Below are 22,782 nucleotides of genomic sequence, written 5' to 3'. Positions count from 1 at the left end.
GTTCCCCTCGCCTTCATGCGCAAGGGAGATGCGCGGGTAGTCTGGAAACCTGATAGGCTTGCCCGTTCCATGAAACAACTCATCGAGACGATCGAACCATTTCAGGACCCGTGAATAGGCCTTAAGTCCGTGCAGGATCCTATCGATACCAGTTCTCCCAGCGGAAAACTGGTCTTCCACATCTTCGCTGCCCTTCGGCTCGACAATAGAAAAAGAGCAACAGCAGTGGGTGTCCGTCGGTATTCGCATTGTGAGCCGCGAACTTTGGTAGCCGCCGATTGTTGAAAATAGGTTTCGGGAAACTATCCGCATAGTGCTGTACGAGGCTGCAATCGAAGCGGAAGGCATGGTGCACTGCGACGGCAGCGTCTTCTGCTTTTTATGCATGATGCGCCCTGGAACCACGAGTGACGTGACTCTACTAATGCGGGGCGGGCATAAGATCAGGGGTCAGAGTCGATTGGTTCTGAATTCCGAATTGTTCTGACCGTCTGTTCCGCGTAAAATTGCATGCTGCGGTTGTGGCCGGGAAGAATAAATCTCGGTAAACGCGCCGTTGCAAAGGGCTGATTTGAGCCATTCTTTCCAGCCGTATGAAGACTTAAGAGATTATCATGAAATATCTTCTACTCGTGTCAACCCTGCTATGCGGCCCGGCCTATGCGACCAATATTTGGTATGCGCTGTTTGTCAATGAAGGCGACGTTAAACCCAATTATTTCTACCTTACCAATACGCATAGCGATGTCTGCGAACTTCCCTGGTTTGTTGCGAAGATGGAATCGAATGGAGGGAAAGTATTGAATAATGAGCCCATTTGCTGGTCCATCGGATGGGAAAGCCTTCCCAATATCAAGTTTCCAAAAAATAACGAAGTCTTTTTAAATGTTTCTGGTTTTACCATCGTTCCACGAGCCATAAAAGAATGGAAGCCTATTGTAGATGCTTCGCGGGAAGCGTATGACAAACTCAATGCGCTAAAAACCCCGGAAGTACGGGAACGAGACTTTACAAACATGCGGAGATCCAGAACGGACTGGTTTCAGTTCTCCTCACAAGACCCGCAAGATGCCAAACGTCTTTCTAGACTGGCTAATCCTCGGCCTTGAAGGTGGACAGGGGAGAATCTCTAGTCAAGTTCCTGGCTGGCGCTGTGATAGCGGTATGAAAGCTGCGAAGTGCTCACGCAAATATAAAAATAATCGACAACATTAATCCCTTGCTTGGGGACAATCGAAAGCAAACCCTAAAATTGGCAAACCCACAAATTCGGCCCAAAGCTCAAAAGCTGCGCTTTGCTTCGGGCCGCACTCGCTCCCTCCCGCTCTAGCAGTCAGTGCTTGCTTAGTCGACGTATGAAGTTCTCATTCCCAGTCACATTCCCAATATTGCAACACAGCATATGGCTTAGGTCTTGGTATTTGCCACAAGTGGTTCCGTATTTTATTCCTCTAAGCTAAGGCGACTACTGAGGGACAGGTTAGTGTCATTTTGCGCTACACCGTAACCGGACAGAACACGCCTGACACTTTCCCCTCTTTTAATGTCAATTTAGCATTAAGAATGATATTAATCGACAGCCGGTACCGAAGGTCACAGAATCTAACCTGACATTTATGGATGGAAGAGAGCAATGATCCGATCAAAGAATCGGATACATTCGGGCGGGTTCACTTGACCAGAACGCCGAGCGCCAGCTCGACGGTGTTCGCCTGAATGAGGTATTCACCGATAAAGCATCAGGCAAGGATACAAACAGACTGCAACTCTAGGCAGCCCTCAACCACGTTCGTGAGGGACACGCTTCGTCCATTCCATGGATCGCCGAGCGCGTAATGTCAAGGGCATGCTCGGGCTTGTGAGGAGAGATGAACGACCGTGGGCACAAATAAAACAATAGCTACGGTAAGGAAGCTATTGTTTATTTATACTCGGGTAACGCTGGCCGATCTATGAAGCTACTAAGGCAAAAAGGTAAGTACCCTTTCCTTTGAAAATGGACGCCTCTTCCAATTTATCCTTAAGCAGGAAAATTCTTTTTTATCCGTAAATCTCCCAGTAATCCACAAGTTTGCGGATCAAGGGCAACATCCAGACAAGGTGATTTCTTCTGGTCCAACTAATACGCTCATCTGGAATCTTCGATACTATTTGAATAGCCTGTCACGAAGAATGCTGTTGCATCGCAGGGCAAGTGAACCAAAAAACCACATTCTTAAACCGAGCAAAGCTAGTAATACAGTTAACAGCCATCCCTTCAAGCCCCACGAGCCTAGAGGAATACTGTTAGCCTCTTCCAAATAGAGGGGCATTGTTCCTGCCAGTACATATGCGTCAAATCCGGATACCAAAAATCCACAGGCAGCAAAAAAAGAAACCAATGGTGTTGGCATATCAGCATAAGATGGATATCTGGTGCGGCTTTTCCATTTACCATAAAGATTGTTCAACATGACTTGGCTCCAAATTTAGCAATGGCTTGAGCGGTTGATGTGGAGTGACTCTTTCTCGTGACATTTAATATTTTGACTGAACGGCGCCCTTGCGTTCTTCGCCCTACAGGCGGATTCGACCAGACTTCGGCGTCGCGAACTGTTCGGGTTCCTTGCCCAGTGGAAAGCCGACCACGTACAGCACGGTGACCGAAATTGGCTTGCTTTCTGGGCCCGAACCCCGTTTCACCTGCATCTTGCGCTCGGCGTAGCATAGAGAGACTCCGAGCTTCTTGAGCGCGTCGATGTGGGATTGCATCTCGTCGTACACCTCAAATTTCCGCGTTTCGGTGTAGAGATCGTAAAAATCCCGGTACTCTCGGAAATAATCCACAAGCGCGGCAAAGGCCACGTCCGCTTCGCGGATCAGCTCGAAGGCCGGTTCCGACACATCCATCATGCAGGTCTCCGCCAGCTTGGCAAACTGCTTGCCCGTGGTCAACTGGATCGCCGTCAAGGTGACGTGCTCCCTATCGAACTTGTCCTTCGCCGCCTTGAGTTCTTCTTCGAATGGGATGGTGAACGGCTTATTGAGCGCATCGATATCCTCGAACTCGAACGCGCTAGCGAGGGCGCGGTGAGTGTCGAGGCTGGCGGACAAACCTTGTTCGACTCGCTGAATCGTTCGCACGTTGAGGCCCGACATCTCGGCCAGTTGATCCTGCGACCATTGTCGAATTTCACGGAACAGCTTGATGCATATGCCCAGTTCAGCAGGGGTCAACATGCGAGTTTGCTGAGTATTTTCGGGAGCAGTCATTTCGTAGCCTCATTGTTTTAAACAGATACAGCGAAGTATGGGGAGTCAGCGGCAGGGGCAACACGACAGGAGCCCGACAGTCGTCCGACAGGTGGATAGAGAAAATATCGCGCACATCAGGTTAAACCTCAAGTTTTGTAAATATAGCGCCTTCCCATGCCCGCCTTGGATGCCGTGCTACGCGTTCCATCCGTGAACGTGTTCGAATGCTCGTTCGGCTTTCTTCGTTGGCTTTTACGACTAGGTCTGGCGTAGCAGGGCTGGACCGTCCGAGGTTGATGGGTTGGAACCTGGGGATATCGGGCGTAGACCGACGAGGGATTCGTGCCGACCTAGTAACTTCTGCGGCCCCTGAGATTGGCTATCCTCTCGTCTTCCTCGTTCTGCTCGTCCGTCGGAGATCTGGTCTCCACCGACGGTGCTGTCGGATTGGAAGAGCTCGGATCGGGGGAGAGGTCCTCATTACGTGCTGTGCCCACTCCTTGCCCGTCATCGAGGCTTTCGCCTTCTCCAACGCCAGATGTAGGGGATCCTCCGGTACTATAAGCACCGGCTCGTTTTTGGGGCTTGAGACCGAGGGTTTTTTAGGGTCAGCGGGATCGTGTCGGAGGCGGTGTCACCGGAGGTAGCGCAGACGCAGACGAAGCTCAAGAAAGGCGAACTCGTCAAGGCGGCCGAGCAGCATCTGGCAGGGCTGCGCTGGTGCCGACAATCTTAAAATGAAGCTCAACCCTGAAAACTAAATAATGAGAACTGTAAATCTTATATTTCAGGTTTGCAGTTCTTTCAATCTAATGACTTTAAGATGTACGATTTGTTTTACGCCTTCCCATGACTCCCATTAATCCAAGTTCTGCTACCAACATAGCGTAGATTTTAGGTTCGGATGCCAGCGTGAGTATTCCAGATTCTCACGTAAAAAAACCGCCGGGCACATCGATAAAGAGTCTGGCAGTGTGGGGTAAATCAACTTCACCTTGCGAAGCAGTGACGTACAACTGCATTTCCAACTGAACAATGGATTTTTCCTGGTACAACGGAACCTTTAATGTGATTTCATTCTTTCCGCCATCCGTCAAATGGCTATCAAATGTTGCAAAACCGCGTTGAGCGAATGTGGCGTGAATGCTCTCGCACATTTGTTTCACGGGATATGGGGCACATGGACGGCAGATACGGGAGAACCCATCGACAGCTGCACCATCATCACGACCGAATGTTTTTGTAAAAAATGACTTCACCTTTACATTCTCGGCGAGAGGTCAGTTAACTCCCCTAAGTCATGAGTATCGCGAACTTTATCCGGCTGTCTATTGATGAGGCAGTAATCGAGAGTCCATAATCGATCAGAATAGAGGATATTTTAAACTTAAGGGATAACTATGGATGTTTTCTACTACTGGAAAGACTATAAGAATGATATCGAGAACGATATGGTCGGACGTTTTGTGTCAACAAGTAAAAAACTTGAGGAAATGAATCAGTGCCCGCCAGATTATATCTGGGCATTCAAAACACCAGAAGGTCGAAAGGGTCAGGTACAACTCATCGCCAGACTGTGGTGGGCTAAAACTGAGCCCCAAGGGTTGAAACCATCGGAAAAAATAAATATTGGGTCAGTAATGTACTACCAGCCGTCAGATCCCAGGTCCATCCTCTACAACAATACTGATTCAGATGAGGCAATTACCCATGTTACCGAGTTGCTGAAAACCAAATTTCCGGCGGCGTTTCGGAGCAATTTCCACGGGGAAAATGGCGTTCATGCCCTGGATAGTAATTTTTTAACAACTTTCTATAAAGAGATAGCCCAGTATTCGGGCACGCAATTTCGATCTGCGGTAGCCAGGGTGCTGTTGAGTAAGTAGCTTCGCAATGCCCTTCTCTTTGTCAGTTGGTACCGTAGTCCAATAGGCTGAGCTTTTAAAAGGTCGTAAAATAGAAGGGTTCGCTGAACGCGCGCTATCTCTCTAGTTTAATGGCATGCCAGCCATAAGGCCGATGCAGGGAAGGTGTGCATGGACATCATCCGGCGCTAAGTGTCCAGCAGCCTTGGGCCGAACTCATTATCACTGGATGCAAATCGATTGAAATCCGGAGCTGGCAGACAGATTATCGGGGTCCATTGTGGATTCACGCTGGCCGTAAAGAAAATCCTGAACCTGAGAGGCAATTTGAACAGATCGGTTTGACAAGGGGGCTTTTATTGGACGCGTGTTTTTGGTGGCGGTGGTGCGCTTCGATAACGACCGGTAGAATCGCTGGCGTGAACTTTCGAGTGGGCCAATGCAGCCAGGAGCCTATGGATGGGTTTTGAGGGACCCCTTAAAATAAGCCGTTTCTGGCACGTGGAGTGCTGAAGCTTTTCTGGCCGAATGATGACGTCGCCCGCATCCTTCTCGGGTTCTCCCTCGCGATCGAGGGACACGATCTCGGACAAGGGATAATAAGACTGCAGTCAGGTGATGATCGGATAGGGTTTTCCCGGATCATCTTTTCAATACAAAAGGATTTGCCTATGCTCGTCGCAAAAGAGTTTCAGATAACATTTTGGAATGTAATGATGCTTCTTCTTTTCCATATCGCCTTTTCTCGCTTCAGGCACTAGCCAATGCGCTACTTTTTCCCGCGACTCCGCATTCTCTGTGTCGCCTCATCGCCAGATATGACCGAGTTATCTCTAGGATCCTGAATACCTATAAGGTACCAGGATTTGTATGGCGGCGGCGATCCTATGGGGGCGGTGGGAAGAAAAGCGAAGCGTACATGCTCTTTTGTATAGACAAGGAGAAGAGTTACAAATGGCGGCCGTGGTTTGTCATATTCGGTAGATACCATGCGATCCGGCTTCCCGTATTTGGTAATAATCTCATCGGGATGCATTACAGGAAATTGTTGCGAGAAGGCTGATGTCGTGATAGCGCACAAAGCGGTAATCGCCCAAAGATTTTTTATGATGCTCATGTTTGTTACTCCCATTACTTAATCCTCATCTGCATGGGCATGCGACTCTGCCTGCTTTTCTTCGGCATATGCTTGGCAGCCCTCAATAAATGAGTCCGAATTCCCCTCGCAATCATCCGGATCGTCAATGTCATTCTCCTCTGCCCATTCATACCCGGCCTCGTGGCCAGAACAACCATCACTGCAGGAATAGCCCATGAATGTCCGCGGAGAATAACTCGAATAAGAACGATAGGTCGGCTGTTGTGGAGATATGGGCTGGGGTTCATAGTACGGTTGAAATTTAACGTCATTTGCTGTAATGGATGATCCGCGGTCATCCTTCCCACAGGAAGCAAGCAAGCAAATAGCGCAAATTGCTGTGACCCAAATCTGTACCACTTTCATAGTTACCATGCGCCAGGCCTAGTCCTAGTCAATTTGGTAGTCCAATCGGTTCATCCTTATGACACCCACACGTTGGGCTCAGGGACCCGTCACAACACGCCGCTCTCCCTCCCGAGCATCCGCAGACTCCGCTATGATGCGAACAGCATCCACGGCCGGCGATCATCTCTTGGGTTGCTCCAGGCTCAGTTAATTGCTGACATTGGCCTGCTTGCGAGGGGGTAGAGGACTGATGGGGCGCCTCAGTGGCAGAAAAAGCAGATGGTGCGAATGATGTGCCCCCAGTAATAGTGCCAAGGGCGTTCTAGCAAAGTCCAGTTAAAAAATCAGTTTTTGTCTCTTTCATGGCTGTTTATTTCCTGATGCATGCGGCAGCTGGCTGCGAATTCTGCCGGAGTGCGATATTCTAATGCGCTGTGTGGTCGATTCTCGTTGTAGTCGCGCCGCCAACTTGAAATCCGAATCCGCGCCTCAGCCAAGCTGGTAAACCAGTGATCATTCAAGCATTCATCACGAAAGCGGCCATTGAAGCTTTCAATGCATGCGTTCTGTGTTGGCTTACCCGGTTCGATCAGTTTGAGCTGGACGCCATTCTGATAAGCCCATTGATCTAGCGCCTTGCTGGTGAACTCTGGTCCCTGATCAGTACGAATCGCCAGGGGCAATCCACGAAATTGTGAAGCGCGCTCCAGCACGCGCACGACGTATTGTCCAGAGATGCCATGTTCGGCCACCAGATCAACAGACTCCTTTGTGAAATCATCAACAATGGTCAACACCTTGATGCGCCTGCCATTGGCGAGCGCATCACTGATGAAATCCATTGACCACACTTCATTGGGCCTGCTTGGTAATGCCAACTGCTCACGTTCAACCGTTACATTACATCGCTTGCGTCGACGCTTTACTGCCAATCCGGCAGCCTGGTAAAGGCGAAAGATGCGTTTGTGATTGACGTCAATGCCTTCTCGCCGCAGCAGGGCATGAAGGCGCCGATAGCCAAAGCGACGCCGCTTAGTTGCCAACTCAATCATTCGGCCTTGCAACTGCTCATTCTCCGGCTGCACCTTTGGCGCGTAGTGCAATACAGTGCGTGATAACTCCACAAGCAAACAGGCACGGCGCTCAGAGATTTCCGTCTGCTCCAGCATCGCCGTCACCGCCTCACGCTTGGCTTGTGGAGTTAATGCTTTCGGCCCAAGGCAACCTTCAAGGCTTCAGCATCCAGCAGCGACTCGGCGAGAAGCTTCTTGAGCTGAGTATTCTCCGCTTCAAGGTCTCGCAGCCGCTTGGCGTCCGGTATTGTCATCCCACCAAACTTGGCGCGCCAGGTGTAAAACGACGCATCGCTAAAGCCATGCTGCCGACACAATTCCCTGACCGGTACGCCCCCATCTGCCTGCTTCAGAAACCCAATAATTTGCTCGTCTGTAAATCGCTTCTTCACGTCCGCTCTCCTTTCGAAAAACGAACTTTACTAGATTCCAACTGGTACGTTTTATTGGGAGCACATCACCAGTATTCCCGATCTTTCGCCGCTGCCGCTCGATAAGGGACTTAGTGGGAATCCAGGAACGGATAAATGCCTTGACCAGATCGAGATGCTCGCTGAGCGTTTAGGTGCGATGACGGGGTGTAGTCAAGCCGGCAGGGGCTCGACTCCAAGCCAATGAAGGCATCCTCAATCTTGAATGGCTCAGCATAGCTCTCTGGATTGATCATAGCCGCCATGAATTCTTCAACGCTTTCAGCGCCACTGGCTTCGAGCAGAAACTGTACATATAGTGACTCTGGCCGGAGGGTGCAGCACAGATGCAGAACGAGAAAGCGATGCACGTTATCATCGTCAACGTCGGAGTCGGGATTGGAGAAGTGATAGACCGATTCACCCAGGACTTTTTGAAGGTCTGCCGCAACCACCCGCATTTCCTTTCGCCAGCGAGGAAACCTGCCATTTCGCCACTCTGCACTGGATTCACCCCAGGGTGGGCCGGGAAAAAACTCTATTATGGACTCCGGTGATTTGTATTCTGGAAGCTGGGCAAGTGACCAGCACTCCTTCCAGTTTTCTGGTCCCTGAAATATGGGCGCAACCGTGACAGCAGCTACTACCTTCTCCAGGTAATTCACCAAGTCATCGGAAGCCAGTCGCCTCTCCCGCAGGAACTCCACCAGAAGAGGCGCGGGAACGTACTCGGGCGGATTTGGATTGCTGTTATCATAAAACCGTACGCGCTCAAGAAGCCCGAGGCGAGTCCTGAGTTCCGCATACTCGGTTTCCGCGCACAGCGCCGCGATATCTTCGCTTAAACCTCTATGCAGAAAGATGACGGTCATGGCCTTGACAGGATCAACATACGGAACATTTTGTCCAGCCGGAGACTCAAGGAATTCGATAATTTCGCCCTCCGTTCCATCTGCTTTTCTGACCAAGCCACGAACATATGCCACCGTTTGTGGTTCAAGACCAGAAATTGGCAATACGTCGCTGAGTGCGGCAATGGAAATCACGTTTCAAATGAAATAATGGGCGGGTAATGGCCAACTCGTGCCGACAGAGAACGTGAATTAACAAATCTTCAGGAAGAATCCCCAGAAATCCTGGATGTTATGAGCTCTCTATTCGTGGATATATATGACTGTGGAAACTTACGATTGAGGCCGTATTTACTGGTGGGTCTAGTTGGACTCGAACCAACGACAATGGTTATGCGTCTCTTATAAAAAAGAAGTTACCGAAGGCCACAAACAATAATAATGCTCGGTAACTTGCTGCTCTTTCCGTATTGTGGCTTGTTGTCTTTTTTCGTCATCATTTATCTATACGTGCCTCGCGCGTGCCCCACATATTTCTGAATAAGTTGTCACGGCAATCAATGCAAAAAATGATCTGCATCGGATAGCGCTCCGATAGGTCATCATGGCTCTTATAACTTCCCTGAAACTGTTCAAGTTCGTCAAGGGTGTCGAAATGAAGCTAGCAGCACCAGCGTCCCATCATTGTGCACCTCTCTACGCTCATCAACTTGACATTCAAGATCCTCGCAAGGTTTCATATAAACCACGCGATAAGCATCGCCGACCTCCTCCTTGAGCCAGCGCGTCAGTTGTAGACCATAAGCATGGAAAGCGGGCCAATCCCATCCTTTGGTATCGAAGTCATCGGAGTGAAACGACGTCCGATCGAATTTGATGGCCCAGTCAGCAAATTTCTGCCAAAGCCCTTCCGACATCGGAAAAGACTCGTCCCAGTAAGTACCGTCGCAAAGGTTGGGGCCGACCCCCTTCCGATCGGGATCATCGACGAGCCACAGAAAGGGCGCATTTCCATAGTCCACCATCACTGTAAGGATGGGGATGAAGGGGACATTGTTGCTGGTCGTCATAGGCTGCAGCGGTGGTAAAAATTACACATAGCATATGCATTCTCACACGCAGCCGTTGTTTAGTCCAGATCGGCTAGAACTTCTCCCGATCTCTTCCATACTTGAGATGATAAGGCCCAGCAGGTAGGCCTTTTTGGCGGGATAAATGCTTGGTTGTTTGCCTGTCGCGCTAGTGGCGGAGCATACAGCTACACAGAAACTACGCCGCCCAGTGCCGCCGTTCCGTCCTTGCTTCACGAATTCCCGAGCCGCTATCAGGTAATTCCTGATAATTTCATCGTCTGACAGGGAAAGTGTCTCGAAGTCGGGTATGTTCTCGCGTAACCGTGCCTGATGCTTCCTCCCCATTGGTTCAAATCTCCCCACTACAGAATCGGCGTGTCACTGGCACTTACAAACTTGATAATGAAGATTCTGTCAGGAGGCCAATCCTTCAAACCCGAACGTATCACACCTTCCTCGCAAGTCTCATCTCCCTCTAACATTACAAGCTTGTACCCGACGTCATCCCTGGTCTCCAGCACCGCTGCTTCCAGCATTTCCACCCGTCGAAGAATGTTCATTTCAGGAACTTCCTTTCCATTTGTTGAAGTCGCTTTTCAATGTCCGTTGCCTCGATCAGCTTACCGATACCGCTCAAAATATAAGCCAGGCGTCCCGCTTCGCTCGTGTCCATCGTACCCCCTCGCGCCTCACGGTACACTCTGGCCATCTCCCGCCGCACGTCCTCAAGCGCGTTCAGCTTGATTCTAGGGGGGGTGGGGGTACATGTGCCGCTTGTCGCGTCAATGGTTATCGGCTGACGTTTCGCACTTTCTATTTGCTGTTTCATTTTTTTAACCATGGAAAATTAACCACAAAAGTCACAAAAGTCTGCTCGATTTCTTTCGAGCAAAACCGGTTTCACTTCCCGATTCCGGCTGGTTCTGCAGATCGCCATTTCGGCCACAAGGCAATGAAATAACGTTCAAAAAATACGTCGTAATGGAATCCAAATCTTTCCTGCTTCAGTTCAGTAAGATCGTTCTTTGCTCACTGGTTGTCTCCTGGTTATCGCCCTTGTTGCCGAGGCGAATGAACGAGGCCCTCGCGTCCGCGTCGCCCCGACATTGATCCAAGACGGCTTGGATCGTTTCATCATCGGTTTCATTGATACGTGCCAGCCATACTCGGATTAAGGCTTCATCTTTCTCGGTCAACGGTTCATCCGGCTGCCGCCGAACCGGCTCGAATGGTTCGGCCGATATTGCATCCGGTTCTCCAACCAGCGCCTCAGCCTCGTTAACTGGCGGCCAGTAAGACGCTTCCTTCGGCTCCCGATTGGAATAATGAAACCGCCACCAGTGGTACGCTATCGCCGTGTCGCTAGTGCCGACACTTACCAGGGTTTTGGGTATCGGGTCTGCAGGGATTGCGACAGCGACAGTTGCGACAGTTGCGACAGCTTGCCTCTCTTCAGGTGTTGGCGTCGCAAAAGTCGCAGGTGTCGCTGTCGCGAACTTATCATGGGCCTTCTTTCCCCGGATCAAATCCTTCAGGCTCAAGATGTCACCTCCAGTAGAGCTGGATTGACTTTGATGATCTTCCGCTTCCCTTCTTGGCTCACCTTCACGCGGTCAAGCTCCTCCAGTTCCCGTAATGCAGTCGTCAGCCTTTCCCTGTCGCGCACCGGCCCAAGGCGTTGTGCTTCGCGTGTCGAGACAAGATGCGTCTGCTCCCGCTGGCAATAACCGATCAGCCAGGTGTCCAGCCGTGCTGCGTCCGCCAGTTCCGCTGGTAGCGCGAGCTCGCCGAAGAATCGCCGGGCTTCATTGAGATGCCACGCTACAATCCTGCCTGCGCACTCAAAGCAGTCCAGCTCAACTGCACCGCCAACGCCGTGCTCGAAGATTTGGAACAGCACCGCCAGCCGCGCGGCGTTATCGGCGGACTTGCTCGCTACGTCCCGTACGTCGTAAAGCTCGCCCCCGCTTGATAGCTCGATTTCGATTGCATTATGGAATTCCTCCCATGCGGCTTTTGCATCGGGTTTCAGCGTCAACGGTACCGGCGATAGCGCGCCAGCGTCATTGACGAGTACGGTTATTTTCAGTATCTCGTCAATTCTTTTATGAAATGCGGTAAGTTTCGGCCAGTCCTCTGGGGGATCGGTGTAGGGGCGATTGCCTTGGGTCGATTCCGGCCATGACACCAGGAACCGCGCAAGGAAGCCCGTTCCTCTAGCCAGCACACCGGTTTTGTCGAAGAAACTCCGCAACGTTGCCTCTTGCACTTGCAATGCCATGGTTAGTCGCGCACCGCGCACACCAAAGGATTCCGTTGATCGCCGATCAATCGTCAGACTGGCTCCATCCCATAGCTGATTCAGTAAGGCGAGGTTGCGCATTACAGAATCCTTGCCCATGCCGTGCGAGCCAAAAACAATCCCGGCCTCGGCGGATACCACGCCTGCCGACGGCCACAGCTTCGCCAGGCCGTAAGCCAATGCCTCGGGTGTTGCGTCGGCATAAAGCAAGCGGGGAATTCTCGGCATTTCCGGCTTGTTATTTTCCAGCTCCTGCAAGGCAGATTCCATATCTTCGGTTGGCTTACTTCCCTTGGCAAGCTGGCGAATTTGTTCCTTTATGCCGCTGCGCTTGGCTTCCCATGCCTCGATTTTCACCTGGCATTCTCTTAGGCCTGGCTTGGCTGCCTCCGCTTGCGCTGCCTCATAATCGCGGATCGGTTGCGTAAAGAATCCATCGCAAGTAGTTTTCCGTTCGCCAGAATCGGCAATGGTCAGGAGGAATAATCCAACTGGGCCTTGCAGCTTTTCCGCCCGCTTCGCGTCGTAATGCGCTTGCACTGCCAGCGACAGTGCCGTGAGCGCTGACGAAGCTATCAGCGGCAAGGGGGCTTTTACAAAAGCCGCCACCTCTTCCACGGCTGCCCGGATGGTGTCGGGCAGGGCATCAAGTGGATAGGGCTCCGGTTCCACTTTTGCCGTCAGCGGTTGCGGGTTCGTCCATTCTCCTTCAGCATCCTGCCCTGGCTGGCTTGCGTTCGCTATGCCGCGTTCTACGGCTGCTGCGCCGCCTGTCAGAACCATATCATTGAAGTCGGTCGCGTCTGGATCACTGCTCGCGGCAAAGTGGGGCACTGCCAGTTTCCCCCCAACGGATTGTGCCGCTTCGATTGCGTGAGGATCAGGTGCGCCGGTTGCCTTCACCAGATCAGCCAGGATTACCAGTGCCGCTGCCGGGTAGCGCTCCCGCATCGCCTTTGCCACCGCCAACAAGTTTCCGGAGGAGAGCGCCGCAATAGCAGGGTATCCTGTGGCTTCTTTGCTCGATAAGACCGTCGCCACGCCTTCCCCGATCAGCAGGGTACCCACCACATCGGGTAGCGATTCAGGCGCCCAATACCCACCCGCCTTGCTGCCACGCCCGGCCAATGCTGTCTTGCGTTTGTCGCCGTCAATCAATTCCAGGGTTGAAAGCTTGTCGCCTTGTTTGACTGGAACCACCAGCAAGCGCCCGGTAAGCAGCTGGCCGCGCGATTTCGGTGGGTAGCCCAATATCTTTGCTGCCGCGCCCGCGTCAATCTCTCGCAGGGTCGCAACCGGTGACACCCGCTTGCGCTCAAGGTAGGGATGATCGGCTTTTGCCTCGGTTGCTGCTCTCCAGATTGCCATGGCCCTTGTCGCCGTGTCTGCACGTTCGCTGGCTATCTCGGCTTCCTCTTTCGCGACAATGCACTGGCGTTCCGCTGTTTGTGCTGTGAGTGGCCCTGTGGATTTATAAGTGCCTTTGCACCGATAGCCATATTGTTTGGCATAGTGGAAAAGGGTACCGATGCCGACTTTTCCACCCGAGTTAAACGATTTCCATGTTGCTGCGGCATCTCTGGCTTGATATTTGTTACTGGTCGAACTCCACTGATCCCATATTTCGAAACCTGCCTCGCCCAGCTCATCTTTTATTGCCATGCCGCACCTGATCCATATTTCTCGATCATCAGAAGGAATAAAGCTTAGGGCTTGCCTTATGAGTAAAACGATATCCCCTCCGGAGAGGGGAGAGCTATGTGTGTTATGAACGGAAATGGGGCTACCAGGGATGGGGGTAGGACGGAATATATTTTCTTCGGAATGCATACGTGCCTCTTAACCCTTCCGGGCTCTGCGCAATTCACCCACCTGCCACCGGACGCTGCGCTCGGTTATTTTGTGAGGCACCGGCAGCTCGCCCCGTCGCACCATACGCCAAACTGTTGAGGCGGAGCAGTCGAAAAGCCCTTCGACTATTGCCTGCTGGACATAGGCTGAATCAGGGAGTAAATCAAAGTTTTTGAGAGCATCCGGAAGGCTCCTCGGTATGATGCGACGTGTCATGGCGTTGCCCCTCCTGAGGCTGTATGAACACGCACATTGTCTCGAACCTTATTGGGATGTATAGAGGACGATATTTCGGAAGATAAAGGCGAAATGTTCCCCGGAACATTTCTATTAAAAAAACGGGAAAATGTTCCGGGTTCTACCGCTTTATGTTCTTTCGCACATAGTCTTTGTCAATATTCGGTATGTCAAAGATAACCGAAGTTGTGATGGCGACCACCTCGTGGAGTGGTTGGGCATATTTGCGCATGCAATACGCTGACATCGACCGAATAAAGTAATGAATTTCCGCATTCGGTGAATTTGGTTGCTTAACCACGTTTTCTTCCTTGGCATATTCATCCGACTTTTCTGCAATATTTTCCAATACATCATTAGCTGGGGGCCCAGCGAGAAAAAATCGAAGCATGTCCTTGTCAATATTCTCTTGATTCACGAAACTCATATCTTCGAGAAAACATTCAAAATAGTCGCCTTCAATCAAATCCTCTGCCGTGTAAAGGTCGAATTCGGGGCTTCGTTCCAGAAGAAATCTCAACCTCCTAGCCACTTGCCCAACTTCCCTGTAATGGGCGCGTTTTTCTGCGGCTGTTAGCTTCGGATCTCCTCGCCAACCTGCTATTGCCTGTTCACACGCTTCAAAAAACTCGTAAAATTCCAGATCAGAGCGAGTTCGCTTGGACAGGATTGTCCATGCATCCTTCATTCGCAAGTCAGTAATAAGTAACTTAACGAGATGCATCCTTTCTTCATCCGGAACGCGCAACCTTTCCCGGTACTGCCGTTGACGAATATTCTCCGCATCATCCGGTGTTACCGATATACCTCTCCGCACTAACTCGGCAATATAATCATTGGTATCAGCCATCCAATGCCCTCTCTCTGCTGGTGGAGCCGCCAGCCACATTTTGTATCCCTCAACAAGAATTTCCGGTGCCCATTCGGGATAATTCATTTTCGCTCCTAAAGATCTTCGTACCGATATAGTCGTCACAGCTCAAGTAAAAACAATTCTCGATACTGCATTCACATGCTCGGCTTACATCGACTGGTACGCAAACTGGTCTGGAATGTGGCGTGTATTTGGGATTCGAACTCGCAGCATTTATGAGATGTCACATCTTTTTCTTTCCCTTGATCGGAACAACGCCCGCCACTGCCTGTACCTGTATGCTGAACTTGCCCCAATCGCGCATCATCAGGCGGCGTTTCTCAAAAAGATCACCCCGACGGTATGCAGCTTCTACCTTGTCGCCGATGGTGTGCGCTAAGGCCATTTCTGCCACGTCGCGTGGATAATTAGTACGCTCGCTGCACCAATCCCTGAAAGTTGAACGGAAACCATGCACGGTAATGTCAGCGCGCTTCATCCGTCGCAGTACGGCAGTCAAGGTCATATCTGAGAGCTCGGTGCCCTTGTTGCTTGGGAAGACAAGTTCACTGAAGCGCGGCAGAGATTTCATCAAAGCTACCGCTTCTTTGTTGAGAGCCACGCGATGCTCACGCTTCGCCTTCATCCGACCCGCGGTGATTGTCCACGTGGCATCAGGCAAATCGATCTCACTCCACAATGCGCCGCGCACCTCGCCGGAACGGGCCGCAGTTAGAATCGCGAACTCAAGCGCACGTGACCCCACGCCTTCCTGCTGACGCAGTCTCGCCATGAACTCACCGAGCTCATCATATGGTAGTGCCGGATGATGCTTGACCTTCTGTACTTTTCCCGGTGTTGGCAGCAACATATCCAGGTGGCCACGCCAACGCGCCGGGTTTTCGCCACTGCGGTAGCCACGTACCCTCGACCAGTCCAGCACGTTTTCGATCCGTCCACGCAATCGCTTTGCTGTTTCAGTTTTAGTTAGCCAAATAGGCTCCAGCACCCGCATTACGTGAGACTGATCGATCTCACGCACATAGATGTTGCCGATCACAGGAAATGCATAGCTATTGAGTGTATTGCGCCATTGGGACGCATGCTTGGCGTTCGACCATTCGGATTCCATCACAGCGATGTAGGCTGTTGCAGCCTGACTGAAGGTCATTGATGCAGCTCGGGCAGCAGAGAGGGCGCTACGCTTGGCTTTGGCATCGCCGATGGGATCTACGCCTTCCTTGATCTTGTGGCGGGCAGCGCGTGCTGCCTCTTTTGCCCCGGCCAGAGTTACATCAGGAAATCCGCCAAGTCCCATTTCTCTGCGCTTGCCACCGATCATCACGCGCAGGATCCAGGAGCGTGCTCCCGAGGGTGCCACCTGGAGTGCGAGACCTGCCACCCCGCCCACAAAACGAAGACCGGGAACAGCAAGTCTTCCTACTTCGAGCGCTGAAAGCTCTTTTGCCTTACGTGCCAACTCAACCCCTCATTAAACCCACCAATTAAAGTGAGATTACATGACACGAGATGACATGGCAAGGAGTGAGTTAATTAACGGGAGAAGTAATTTAGCAGTGGCTTTCCGCTACTATTTGATATGAGGTGATATGTTATGAAAGTTAGATGTAAGCGGACACCGCCTCCGCCACTTTGAATCAATGCGAACTCGAAGTGTCGTTTTCGCCCAAATCGAGACTCGACAGTTTGGAGTGTCCAACCCACCAGTTTGGTGTGTCCAACCCACCAGTTTGGTGTGTCCAACCCACGTTCTGCCATGAAAACTGTCGCTTGCGCCCTTGCGATGGCTTCTTGGTTTCATGTTCCGAGAATCAACCTGAGACACAGCCAACGACACCAACCTACGTCTCATGTGTCAAGGCGAGCGCATTTGATCGGTATTGCAAGGTGCTTTCGACAGAAGGGAAGTTTCTCATACCCCCAGATGACTACGGCTTCAGTACTAAGTTTGCGCGGGTCGAAGACCAGTTTGGTGTTTCTTGGCAATTGAACCTTCCATAAGTTAACATTGGCAATCAAAAGGCAGAACAAGCGGATGCAGCACCGGCATGATCAGAGCATCCACACGCGCTTTCCTCCCTGAAAATGGCGAGGGTGTTCACCACAGATAAATGCTCGCTATATTTGCGAGCTTCCGCTAAACTTAGTCCAGTTTAGTCTGGAGCTATCCTTGCACACGATTAATATACATGAAGCAAAAACCAATTTGTCCCGGCTGCTGGAAAAAGTGGCGGCAGGCGAAGAAATAGTTATTGCCAAGGCCGGAAAACCAATGGCCCGGCTGGTGCCGCTGGCGGGTAAGGCGCAGCGCAGGAAACTCGGTGTATTCAAAGGGCAGCTCGGTGTCCCTGAAGATTTTGATGCGCCGCTACCGGACAACGTTCTCGCTTTATTCGAAGGACACTAATTGGTTTTATTGCTGGATACCCACGTTCTGCTATGGGCGCTGGACAAACCCGATCGCCTGCCTGAAGAGGTCCGGCGTAATATTGAAACGCCGGATAACGAGGTATATTTTAGCGCCGTCAGCATTTGGGAAATTGCCATCAAGACTTCTCTTGGCAGGGCAAATTTTCCATACTCGCCGGAACAGATCGCACAGGCTGCTCAAGAAACGGGTTTTATCGAATTGCCTGTTACTTCCAGTCATGCCGCCAAAATTATCGGGCTGCCCTTATATCATCACGATCCTTTCGATCGATTGTTAATCGCGCAGACGCTCCTGATGCCTGCGCGGCTGTTGACTGCGGATTCTGCGTTAACCCCGTACTCGGAATTGGTGTGGCTCATCTGACTTCATCTGCAATGGTGAAGAAAGCGGAGTTTGGTGAGGTCGGAAAAGCCGGATGATGGGTTACGCTTCGCTCTACCCATCCTACCAAAGCCGTATGAGGGCATATTATTTATAATCCACAAGGAAGGAGCAAGCAATGTCAAGCGTCGGTTACCACGAGCCCATTGAGGAGCTGTCCAATGAGACAAGGGACATGCACCGGGCAATCGTCTCGTTGATGGAGGAACTGGAAGCGGTGGATTGGTACAACCAGCGTGTGGATGCATGCAGAGACGAGGAGCTCAAGGCAATCCTTGCGCATAATCGCGATGAGGAAAAGGAGCATGCTTCCATGGTGCTGGAATGGATTCGACGTAAGGACCCAACGTTTTCGATGCAACTGAAAGACTACCTGTTCACCGAGAAACCCATTGCGCATAAGTAGGCGCTGTTGGATTGGTTAGCCCATACCCGAATAGGATAGCTACAACTATTGAGCCAATCACCGGTATTCAATACAACGCATAGAATCGATCCCGGACGATTTTTCCATCCTTCCAGTACTGAACGGCTACCTGATCGAACTTCTTGTGCCCGAGGTTCTTATGTTTGTACTCATAATGCCACTCGGTCATCGTGACGTCCTCCCCCACGGCGGTGGATACGATCTCCGCCTTGAGCCACTCTTCAATTCCTTCAAAAAGGTCTGACTCTCGAGCTTTGGCTTTTTGAAGGCTTGTCGCCACCACGTCATTTTTTTCTATTACCACGCAATCCTGGTGGTAATACTTGTCCATGGATTCCAGAATTTCACCCTTCAGGATCATGTTGTTCAGGTCCTCCAGCTTTTCTTTCAAGGTCATCGTTTCCTCCTTCAAGTCGGTTGTGATCTGTTCCTGATGAGCTGTGGACCAATCCCACGAGTAACATGGTAGTCCAAAGAAATAGTGTAATGGTAGCGTATTCGGGGAATTTTGTATCCCTATGCGTTATGGGTAACGCGTCATTTGCGACCAATGGATGTACCAAAGTCCGATGTACTAAAGTCCAATTGTTTTCGCTACTGAAGTTGATACGATACCAACATGCCAAATGCAAAGTAACTAGAGAATCTTTTACTTTCTAAGGCCTATATGTATAAATCCAGAACTTCAATTTACGCGATTTGCGTAATAGACGATTAGTGTGAGCCATGATAAAAAATACCGAAGCACAACGACGTCACACAATTTATCTTCGCGCCAAGAATGCCCTACGCGACCAGCATCAGGATAATTACGCGGTGATGCTTGAGCGTCACGCACAGGAGCTTGATACTCTCTGGGCTAACTATAATCTTGCCGTAAAGAGACTGGCCAGCGAGCATAACAAGGCCATCAAAGCCAGGGCTCTCAAACCCAAGACCCTCAAATCCAAGGTCGTACCAATAGGCAAAAAGCGAGTATCAGGCGTCGAGCTGGAGGAAAAAATTGCGCATTAAATTTTTAGGCATAATGTCGCTGAACGCTCTGCCCTCTTCAAGATTTGCTTTTTAACCATAGGCGCCGGGTTTCGCGTGCATTGGCAAAAACGCTTTCCACTGCTTCTCCCTCTCCGCGCGCCAGCATTTCGCGCAGGGCTGTCAACTCGTTCTGGTAAGCATCGATTTGCTCGCATAACGCTTCGCGGTTGGCTAGGCATATATCGCGCCACATCTCGGGAGAGCTGCCGGCGATACGGGTAAAATCGCGGAACCCGCTGCCAGCGAAATGCAGTAGATCGTCTGGGCATAGCGGATCCTCCGGATTGTCTCCGGCGCCGGAACAGACGCGATTCATCAGCAGGAATGCCAGCACATGAGGAAGGTGGCTGACAGCGGCAAGGATATTATCGTGACGGACTGCGTTCATTAGCGTGACCCGCGCGCCGCACGCCTGCCATAACTCCGTTACCTGCTTTACCGCTTCGGTCCTGGTTTCATCCAGCGGGGTCAACACGAGATTCTTGTCGCGGAACAATTCGGCGTCAGCCGCGCTTGCCCCGCTCAGCTCGGCTCCGGCGATGGGATGGCCGGGAACAAAATTTTTCAAATGTCGGGCCAAACATGAACGTGCTGCCTCAATGACATCCTGCTTGGTGCTGCCGGCGTCGGTTACGATCGTGTTCGGTTCGAGGAAAGACGACATCTGTATCATGACCCCCCGGGCTTGGCCAACCGGTACGGCCAGGAATACTACCTCCGCATCTTTCAATGCTGACTGAAGATCGCTGGCGATTTCATCTATCGCGCCGAGCCTGAGGGCGTGCTGTAAATTTTCGCGGCTGCGCCCCACGCCGACAATATGCCTGACCTTGCCCGCCTTGCGTAGCGCCAGCGCGAATGAGCCGCCGATCAGGCCGACGCCGATAATCACCAGCTTGTTGATCACACGCTTGCCATAGTTGAAGCCGTTATTTTCCGCAATTGATCTAGATTACAGGTATTGCTGAGTATGCCTATGATCCATTCCCGGTTTGACGCCTATGTAAAGTTATGGAGCAAAGCGGTAACCTCCATGACATGTCATGGCGAGTTTTGGAAATAGCCAATGATGGGTTGCGCTTCGCTCCACCGATCCTACCAAAAAACCGGATGGAATCTGCCTTATAGGCTTCGTCCGATAACCTCCGCTATTCCTTTCAATGATCCCATGAGGCTTTCGAATTCCTGAGGGTTCAGTGCCTGGTCGGCGTCACACCAGGCTTCGCATGGGTTCGGGTGCATTTCCACCAACAGGCCGTCAGCACCGGCGGCGATGGCGGCACGCGCCAGTGCAGGAACCATCCATGCTTTGCCTCCAGCATGGGAAGGATCGACGATAACCGGCAAATGGGTTTCTTTTTTTAGAACGGGGATGCACGTCACATCCAGTACGTTGCGGTAGGCTGTTTCAAATGTGCGGATGCCGCGCTCGCAGAAAATAATATTGTGATTGCCGCCGGCGGCAATGTATTCCGCCGCCATCAGCCATTCGGAAATAGTTGCCGACATGCCGCGCTTGAGTATTACCGGCTTGTTGATGCGTCCCACTTCCTTCAGCAGTTCGAAGTTCTGCATGCTGCGGGTACCGATCTGGATAACGTCCACGTCATATTTAAGGAAAGTGTCGAGCATACGCGCATCCATCAGCTCAGTGACGATGCGCAGCTTATATTTATCCGCGGCCTCGCGGAACATTTTCAGCCCTTCCTCGCCATTACCCTGAAAAGTGTAAGGACTGGTGCGGGGTTTGAAGGCGCCCCCGCGCATCAACCGGCCGCCGGCCGCAGACACGTATTGCGCCGACAGGTCCATTTGTTCGGGAGTTTCAACTGAACAAGGGCCACCGATAATCTGTATGCGATTACCGCCAATCGGAACGCCGCCCGCGTCTATTATCGAGTCATGCTTGTGCGATTCGCGCGAAACAATTTTGTACTGCTTGACGATGTGCATGGAATATTCGACCCCACTCAGGGAATCGAACATTTCCGGATCGAGCTTGCGCTCATCGCCGATGGCGCCGATTACGGTACGTTCTGTGCCGCGAGAAATGTTCGCGTCTAGCCCGAAGTCTCGAATTTTATTTACCACCGAACCGATTTGTGCGTCGGTGGCGTCGTGGTTCATTACAATGATCAAGCTGATTCTCCGATTGCTATCTTGAGTGATTTCAAGAATTTCTGGTTTTCCGATTCGAGCCCAACAGTCACTCGAAGATGTTCCGGCATTTCGTAAATACCGATGGGGCGCACAATAACGCCTTGTCTGAGGAGGCTTTCATTGATCGCGCGGACATTCCCGCCATTCACGCGAAAGCTCAGAAAATTACCGTAGGATGGAATGTACTCGATGCCCAGTTGCCGCAATCCGGTGGTGATTTGCAGCATTCCCGCCTGGTTGAGCGCATAGGAGCGCTTCACGAATTCCACGTCCTCCAGGGCGGCAACTGCGCCAGCAAGGCCAATGCTGTTTACGTTGAACGGCTGACGTACCCGGTTCATCAAGGCACTTGCATCCGTGTGTGCCAGCCCGAAGCCCACGCGTATGCCCGCCATGCCATAAGCTTTCGAAAAAGTGCGGGTAATGAGCAGATTGGGGAAGCGCTTCAGCCACGCGATACTGTCAGCCTTGATGGTGACCGGCAAATATTCATTATAAGCTTCATCCAGCACTACCAGGACATCCGGAGAGACCCGTTCCAGAAAACGCAATAGTGCGGGAGCGGCCAGGAACGTACCGGTGGGGTTATTGGGATTGGCGATAAACACCACGCGTGTCTCCGGCGTCACTGCGTCCAGCATAGCTTCAAGGTCATGACCGTAGTTTCTGGCTGGGACCGCGATGCCGCTTGCGCCGACCGCCTGCGTCACCAGCGGATAGACGGCAAAGGCATGTTGCGAATAAACCGCGGACGCGCCCGGCTTCAGGAATACCCGGGCCGCCAGCTCCAGGACGTCGTTGGAGCCGTTACCCAGCACAATCTGACCGCTGGCTACACCGTAACGTTTTGACAACGCCGCTTTCAACTCGAAACCGCTGCCATCCGGATAAAGCGCCACCTCATCCAGCGCCCTGGTCATCGCCTCCAGCGCCAGCGGGCTCGTTCCCAGTGGATTCTCGTTGGATGCAAGCTTGATAATGTAGCGTTCATCCATACCCGCCTCCCGCGCCAATTCAGAAATGGGTTTGCCGGGTTGATAGGGACTGATGGCTCGGATATATTCGGGAGCAAGATCGCAGAGATTCATAAGG

25 protein-coding genes are annotated in these 22,782 nt (G+C 51.6%); 8 read left to right on the top strand and 17 right to left on the bottom strand.

What is annotated here, in order from left to right; all coding sequences use genetic code 11:
• Positions 1–15: 15 nt before the first annotated feature.
• Positions 16–114, top strand: coding sequence for a recombinase family protein (locus BLP45_RS15090; RefSeq protein WP_371128740.1), 99 nt, complete (start codon positions 16–18; stop codon positions 112–114).
• Positions 115–614: 500 nt separating this feature from the next.
• On the top strand, positions 615–1,109 hold the full coding sequence (locus tag BLP45_RS07615; protein WP_090371391.1) for a hypothetical protein: 495 nt from the start codon (positions 615–617) through the stop codon (positions 1,107–1,109).
• 1,038 nt (positions 1,110–2,147) lie between these two features.
• Here the strand turns inward: BLP45_RS07615 and BLP45_RS07610 are convergent.
• The 3 genes from BLP45_RS07610 to BLP45_RS07600 all read right to left on the bottom strand — a co-directional run bounded on the left by BLP45_RS07610 (position 2,148) and on the right by BLP45_RS07600 (position 4,493).
• Positions 2,148–2,453: a hypothetical protein gene (locus tag BLP45_RS07610; RefSeq protein WP_090371389.1), complete on the bottom strand. Its 306-nt coding sequence runs from the start codon at positions 2,451–2,453 to the stop codon at positions 2,148–2,150.
• 103 nt (positions 2,454–2,556) lie between these two features.
• Complete coding sequence (locus BLP45_RS07605) at positions 2,557–3,252, bottom strand: helix-turn-helix domain-containing protein (protein ID WP_090371388.1); 696 nt, start codon at positions 3,250–3,252, stop codon at positions 2,557–2,559.
• A 911-nt stretch (positions 3,253–4,163) separates the two neighbouring features.
• Positions 4,164–4,493: a hypothetical protein gene (locus BLP45_RS07600; protein ID WP_143002420.1), complete on the bottom strand. Its 330-nt coding sequence runs from the start codon at positions 4,491–4,493 to the stop codon at positions 4,164–4,166.
• A 141-nt stretch (positions 4,494–4,634) separates the two neighbouring features.
• On the opposite strand from BLP45_RS07600, the gene BLP45_RS07595 reads away from it, so the two are divergent.
• The gene (locus BLP45_RS07595) at positions 4,635–5,120 is read left to right on the top strand and encodes a hypothetical protein (RefSeq protein WP_090371385.1); all 486 of its coding nucleotides are present in this window, start codon (positions 4,635–4,637) and stop codon (positions 5,118–5,120) included.
• A gap of 146 nt (positions 5,121–5,266) precedes the next feature.
• Positions 5,267–5,569, top strand: a complete 303-nt coding sequence (locus BLP45_RS15085) for an ASCH domain-containing protein (protein WP_090371383.1) — start codon at positions 5,267–5,269, stop codon at positions 5,567–5,569.
• 299 nt (positions 5,570–5,868) lie between these two features.
• Here BLP45_RS15085 and BLP45_RS14790 read toward each other — a convergent pair whose 3' ends face one another.
• The 10 genes from BLP45_RS14790 to BLP45_RS07520 form a co-directional block, all read right to left on the bottom strand.
• Positions 5,869–6,216, bottom strand: a complete 348-nt coding sequence (locus BLP45_RS14790) for a hypothetical protein (RefSeq protein WP_218117966.1) — start codon at positions 6,214–6,216, stop codon at positions 5,869–5,871.
• A gap of 713 nt (positions 6,217–6,929) precedes the next feature.
• Positions 6,930–8,050, bottom strand: a protein-coding gene (locus tag BLP45_RS07570; protein WP_371128739.1) for an IS3 family transposase whose coding sequence is annotated in 2 segments (ribosomal slippage) — positions 6,930–7,801 and positions 7,801–8,050 — 1,122 coding nt in all. Because the reading frame shifts where the segments join, the coding sequence is not laid out codon by codon here.
• A gap of 110 nt (positions 8,051–8,160) precedes the next feature.
• Positions 8,161–9,114, bottom strand: coding sequence for a hypothetical protein (locus BLP45_RS07565; RefSeq protein WP_090371377.1), 954 nt, complete (start codon positions 9,112–9,114; stop codon positions 8,161–8,163).
• 446 nt (positions 9,115–9,560) lie between these two features.
• Positions 9,561–9,989, bottom strand: coding sequence for a hypothetical protein (locus BLP45_RS07560; RefSeq protein WP_176754696.1), 429 nt, complete (start codon positions 9,987–9,989; stop codon positions 9,561–9,563).
• Positions 9,990–10,354: 365 nt separating this feature from the next.
• Entirely contained in the window at positions 10,355–10,552 is a 198-nt protein-coding gene (locus tag BLP45_RS07550; RefSeq protein ID WP_090371373.1) for a hypothetical protein, read from the bottom strand.
• Positions 10,549–10,821, bottom strand: a complete 273-nt coding sequence (locus BLP45_RS07545; protein ID WP_256327741.1) for a hypothetical protein — start codon at positions 10,819–10,821, stop codon at positions 10,549–10,551. The genes BLP45_RS07550 and BLP45_RS07545 overlap by 4 nt, the downstream gene beginning before the upstream one ends.
• Before the next feature lie 175 nt (positions 10,822–10,996).
• A complete protein-coding gene (locus tag BLP45_RS07540; protein ID WP_090371372.1) occupies positions 10,997–11,533 on the bottom strand; it encodes a hypothetical protein in 537 nt (178 codons plus the stop codon).
• Complete coding sequence (locus tag BLP45_RS07535; RefSeq protein WP_090371371.1) at positions 11,530–14,124, bottom strand: DUF3987 domain-containing protein; 2,595 nt, start codon at positions 14,122–14,124, stop codon at positions 11,530–11,532. Before BLP45_RS07535 ends, BLP45_RS07540 begins: the two co-directional genes overlap by 4 nt.
• Positions 14,125–14,503: 379 nt before the next feature.
• Entirely contained in the window at positions 14,504–15,319 is an 816-nt protein-coding gene (locus BLP45_RS07525) for a hypothetical protein (RefSeq protein WP_090371367.1), read from the bottom strand.
• Positions 15,320–15,479: 160 nt separating this feature from the next.
• Entirely contained in the window at positions 15,480–16,715 is a 1,236-nt protein-coding gene (locus tag BLP45_RS07520) for a tyrosine-type recombinase/integrase (protein WP_090371365.1), read from the bottom strand.
• 711 nt (positions 16,716–17,426) lie between these two features.
• Between BLP45_RS07520 and BLP45_RS07510 the strand changes: the two genes are divergently transcribed.
• The 3 genes from BLP45_RS07510 to BLP45_RS07500 all read left to right on the top strand — a co-directional run bounded on the left by BLP45_RS07510 (position 17,427) and on the right by BLP45_RS07500 (position 18,474).
• Positions 17,427–17,663 (top strand): type II toxin-antitoxin system Phd/YefM family antitoxin, encoded by a 237-nt coding sequence (locus BLP45_RS07510; protein ID WP_090371363.1) that lies wholly within the window; start codon positions 17,427–17,429, stop codon positions 17,661–17,663.
• On the top strand, positions 17,664–18,050 hold the full coding sequence (locus BLP45_RS07505; RefSeq protein WP_090371361.1) for a type II toxin-antitoxin system VapC family toxin: 387 nt from the start codon (positions 17,664–17,666) through the stop codon (positions 18,048–18,050).
• A gap of 136 nt (positions 18,051–18,186) precedes the next feature.
• Positions 18,187–18,474, top strand: a complete 288-nt coding sequence (locus BLP45_RS07500; protein WP_090371359.1) for an encapsulin-associated ferritin-like protein — start codon at positions 18,187–18,189, stop codon at positions 18,472–18,474.
• 67 nt (positions 18,475–18,541) lie between these two features.
• Here the strand turns inward: BLP45_RS07500 and BLP45_RS07495 are convergent, their stop codons facing one another.
• On the bottom strand, positions 18,542–18,892 hold the full coding sequence (locus tag BLP45_RS07495) for a nuclear transport factor 2-like protein (protein WP_090371357.1): 351 nt from the start codon (positions 18,890–18,892) through the stop codon (positions 18,542–18,544).
• 329 nt (positions 18,893–19,221) lie between these two features.
• Between BLP45_RS07495 and BLP45_RS07490 the strand changes: the two genes are divergently transcribed.
• Entirely contained in the window at positions 19,222–19,509 is a 288-nt protein-coding gene (locus BLP45_RS07490) for a hypothetical protein (protein ID WP_090371355.1), read from the top strand.
• A 37-nt stretch (positions 19,510–19,546) separates the two neighbouring features.
• Here BLP45_RS07490 and BLP45_RS07485 read toward each other — a convergent pair whose 3' ends face one another.
• The 3 genes from BLP45_RS07485 to hisC all read right to left on the bottom strand — a co-directional run bounded on the left by BLP45_RS07485 (position 19,547) and on the right by hisC (position 22,778).
• Complete coding sequence (locus BLP45_RS07485; RefSeq protein ID WP_090371353.1) at positions 19,547–20,437, bottom strand: prephenate dehydrogenase; 891 nt, start codon at positions 20,435–20,437, stop codon at positions 19,547–19,549.
• A 215-nt stretch (positions 20,438–20,652) separates the two neighbouring features.
• Complete coding sequence (gene aroF / locus BLP45_RS07480) at positions 20,653–21,669, bottom strand: 3-deoxy-7-phosphoheptulonate synthase (RefSeq protein WP_090371351.1); 1,017 nt, start codon at positions 21,667–21,669, stop codon at positions 20,653–20,655.
• Entirely contained in the window at positions 21,666–22,778 is a 1,113-nt protein-coding gene (gene hisC, locus BLP45_RS07475) for a histidinol-phosphate transaminase (protein WP_090371350.1), read from the bottom strand. Before hisC ends, aroF begins: the two co-directional genes overlap by 4 nt.
• Positions 22,779–22,782 lie beyond the last annotated feature (4 nt).

This window comes from Nitrosospira sp. Nl5 (genome assembly GCF_900102495.1).
Lineage (GTDB): Bacteria > Pseudomonadota > Gammaproteobacteria > Burkholderiales > Nitrosomonadaceae > Nitrosospira.
The sequence above is the reverse complement of the archived record's forward strand: the minus strand, read 5'-3'. Positions and strand labels throughout refer to the sequence as shown.

Bases quoted from the DNA above. Each gene is read 5' to 3' on its own strand.
- BLP45_RS15090 (WP_371128740.1), top strand. From the start codon at position 16: ATGCGCAAGGGAGATGCGCGGGTAGTCTGGAAACCTGATAGGCTTGCC.
- BLP45_RS07615 (WP_090371391.1), top strand. From the start codon at position 615: ATGAAATATCTTCTACTCGTGTCAACCCTGCTATGCGGCCCGGCCTAT.
- BLP45_RS07610 (WP_090371389.1), bottom strand. From the start codon at position 2,453: ATGTTGAACAATCTTTATGGTAAATGGAAAAGCCGCACCAGATATCCA.
- BLP45_RS07605 (WP_090371388.1), bottom strand. From the start codon at position 3,252: ATGACTGCTCCCGAAAATACTCAGCAAACTCGCATGTTGACCCCTGCT.
- BLP45_RS07595 (WP_090371385.1), top strand. From the start codon at position 4,635: ATGGATGTTTTCTACTACTGGAAAGACTATAAGAATGATATCGAGAAC.
- BLP45_RS14790 (WP_218117966.1), bottom strand. From the start codon at position 6,216: ATGAGCATCATAAAAAATCTTTGGGCGATTACCGCTTTGTGCGCTATC.
- BLP45_RS07560 (WP_176754696.1), bottom strand. From the start codon at position 9,989: ATGACGACCAGCAACAATGTCCCCTTCATCCCCATCCTTACAGTGATG.
- BLP45_RS07550 (WP_090371373.1), bottom strand. From the start codon at position 10,552: ATGAACATTCTTCGACGGGTGGAAATGCTGGAAGCAGCGGTGCTGGAG.
- BLP45_RS07545 (WP_256327741.1), bottom strand. From the start codon at position 10,821: ATGAAACAGCAAATAGAAAGTGCGAAACGTCAGCCGATAACCATTGAC.
- BLP45_RS07535 (WP_090371371.1), bottom strand. From the start codon at position 14,124: ATGCATTCCGAAGAAAATATATTCCGTCCTACCCCCATCCCTGGTAGC.
- BLP45_RS07525 (WP_090371367.1), bottom strand. From the start codon at position 15,319: ATGAATTATCCCGAATGGGCACCGGAAATTCTTGTTGAGGGATACAAA.
- BLP45_RS07500 (WP_090371359.1), top strand. From the start codon at position 18,187: ATGTCAAGCGTCGGTTACCACGAGCCCATTGAGGAGCTGTCCAATGAG.
- BLP45_RS07495 (WP_090371357.1), bottom strand. From the start codon at position 18,892: ATGACCTTGAAAGAAAAGCTGGAGGACCTGAACAACATGATCCTGAAG.
- BLP45_RS07490 (WP_090371355.1), top strand. From the start codon at position 19,222: ATGATAAAAAATACCGAAGCACAACGACGTCACACAATTTATCTTCGC.
- hisC (WP_090371350.1), bottom strand. From the start codon at position 22,778: ATGAATCTCTGCGATCTTGCTCCCGAATATATCCGAGCCATCAGTCCC.